Here is a 1289-nt window from a genome sequence, read left to right on the forward strand (position 1 = left end):
GGGTGTGACCTCGTATTAATGTAAGAATATTTCTGAGCGCTATCTTTGTATGGCCAATTTAAAATCACACGACTCTTTTTATGTTCAATTAATTCACATATAATTCATTTTTTAAATTATCCCAAGTGAATAGAATTAAGGTGAAAGTATGCAATCAAAATTCGAGAAGTTTAATGAATTACCAGCAGAACTTAAAATTGAAACCGCTCAAAATTTATCAAACCGTGATTTAGTAAACTTAGCTCAGACATCAAGATATCATTTGGCTTTATTTAAACCTGTGATTGATGTTCGTAAATTATTGCATTCTGTGACACGCGGGGAACATGATGTGGTTAAAGCGATGTTAAAGAAGGACATAAGTTTAATTTCTAAAAGGGGCAAAGTGACGGATTGTTCTGGGCGAGAATTTGAGAACATAAGTGGCTTTGAATATGCACTGTGGGCTATGGATAAACACATGTGGGCAGCAATGATTGAGTGCATCCCAAGTAATGAAGAAGGCAAAAAAGTATTTGCACGATTGAATGCACAATACAACAAAGTGAACACGGACGGAGTCACTTATAGGCTTAATGGGAAAACAATCACTGAAAAGCATTTTGATTTCGAAAATACCATTATCAAAGAGCTGCAAACACAAGTAGATTCGATAAACGCGCCAGGGGAAAAGAATTGGGATGCCATTGATAAGCAGTGGCGAGAAGGTGTTGGTGGTGCACAAAAACAACTACCTATGCATGTTGTTGATGAGTACTGCTCTGATGAACCATTTATTCCTGTGCCTAAGTTTACCTCACAGCCAAAATCATCGAAACAATTCTATAATTGGACTACTGAAAAGGATGAAAATTGGTTTAGTGTTGATTCTAAGTTGTCGGTTGATTTTGCAATATATAAGGGGCCGCTGTTATGGTTTCGGTCCCTGGGGTGTGCGCGGGGCCCGCATGCGTCGCTCGATTTGGATGCCATGACGGCCTTATGTGAAGTAAGAACCCAGGATTTTATTAATCTCAAATCACAACTTGAAGAACAAGCGAGCTTGGAGTATCACCACCAAGTTGCTCCGATGTGACCGAGTTGACCGCATGTCGATGAAGAAGCTTGGCGGCGTATGCCGCCACATGCTCATCCCAGCATGTGTCCAAAAACCATAAAAGCAAGTCCTGGTATAACCAGTGTGCTGCTGTTCTCACCCACCGGGTATGACCTCGAATTAATGTACTGTTTTGTTTCTTATACATAACTAGCAAATTTCTGCCAGACCGATTAAAACTGCTTGATGAATA

1 protein-coding gene is annotated in these 1289 nt (G+C 39.9%); it reads left to right on the forward strand.

Going from position 1 to position 1289, the window contains the following annotated elements:
• Positions 1–148: 148 nt before the first annotated feature.
• On the forward strand, positions 149–1075 hold the full coding sequence (locus Lsan_RS19600) for a hypothetical protein (protein ID WP_058515785.1): 927 nt from the start codon (positions 149–151) through the stop codon (positions 1073–1075).
• Positions 1076–1289 lie beyond the last annotated feature (214 nt).

This window comes from Legionella santicrucis (assembly GCF_001468135.1).
Classification (GTDB): Bacteria; Pseudomonadota; Gammaproteobacteria; order Legionellales; family Legionellaceae; genus Legionella; species Legionella santicrucis.

What these genes read in the sequence shown, in the direction of transcription:
- Lsan_RS19600 (WP_058515785.1), top strand. Translation starts at nt 149, where the DNA reads ATGCAATCAAAATTCGAGAAGTTTAATGAATTACCAGCAGAACTTAAA.